Origin of the sequence: Lyngbya sp. CCY1209 (assembly GCF_035615495.1) — a bacterium.
Taxonomy (GTDB): Bacteria; Cyanobacteriota; Cyanobacteriia; order Cyanobacteriales; family Microcoleaceae; genus Limnospira.
Window position 1 is genome coordinate 1 of the sequence record NZ_JAJENU010000255.1, and the last position, 203, is coordinate 203.

General features: G+C 60.6%; 1 protein-coding gene. It reads right to left on the reverse strand.

Going from position 1 to position 203, the window contains the following annotated elements; genetic code table 11:
• Positions 1-203, reverse strand: a 203-nt coding sequence (locus LKE08_RS07010; protein WP_324703494.1) for a CbiX/SirB N-terminal domain-containing protein, incomplete at both ends; no start/stop codon positions are given.

The window sequence follows — 203 nt, forward strand, 5'->3', positions numbered from 1 at the left end:
GTGGTGCGGCCGGAAAATATAAAATAAGGGATGATGCCGATCGCTTCACATCCGGCGTCGGCCAATTCCTGAATCCGCGATTCGAGATCGGGGGGTACGGACCAGTAGGCGGGGGTGGCTCTCAATTCGGCGGCGAGGTGTTCGACGGGTTGATTTCCGCCGGGACGGCGACTGCCGTGGGAGAGGAGAATCCAGGCATCTGC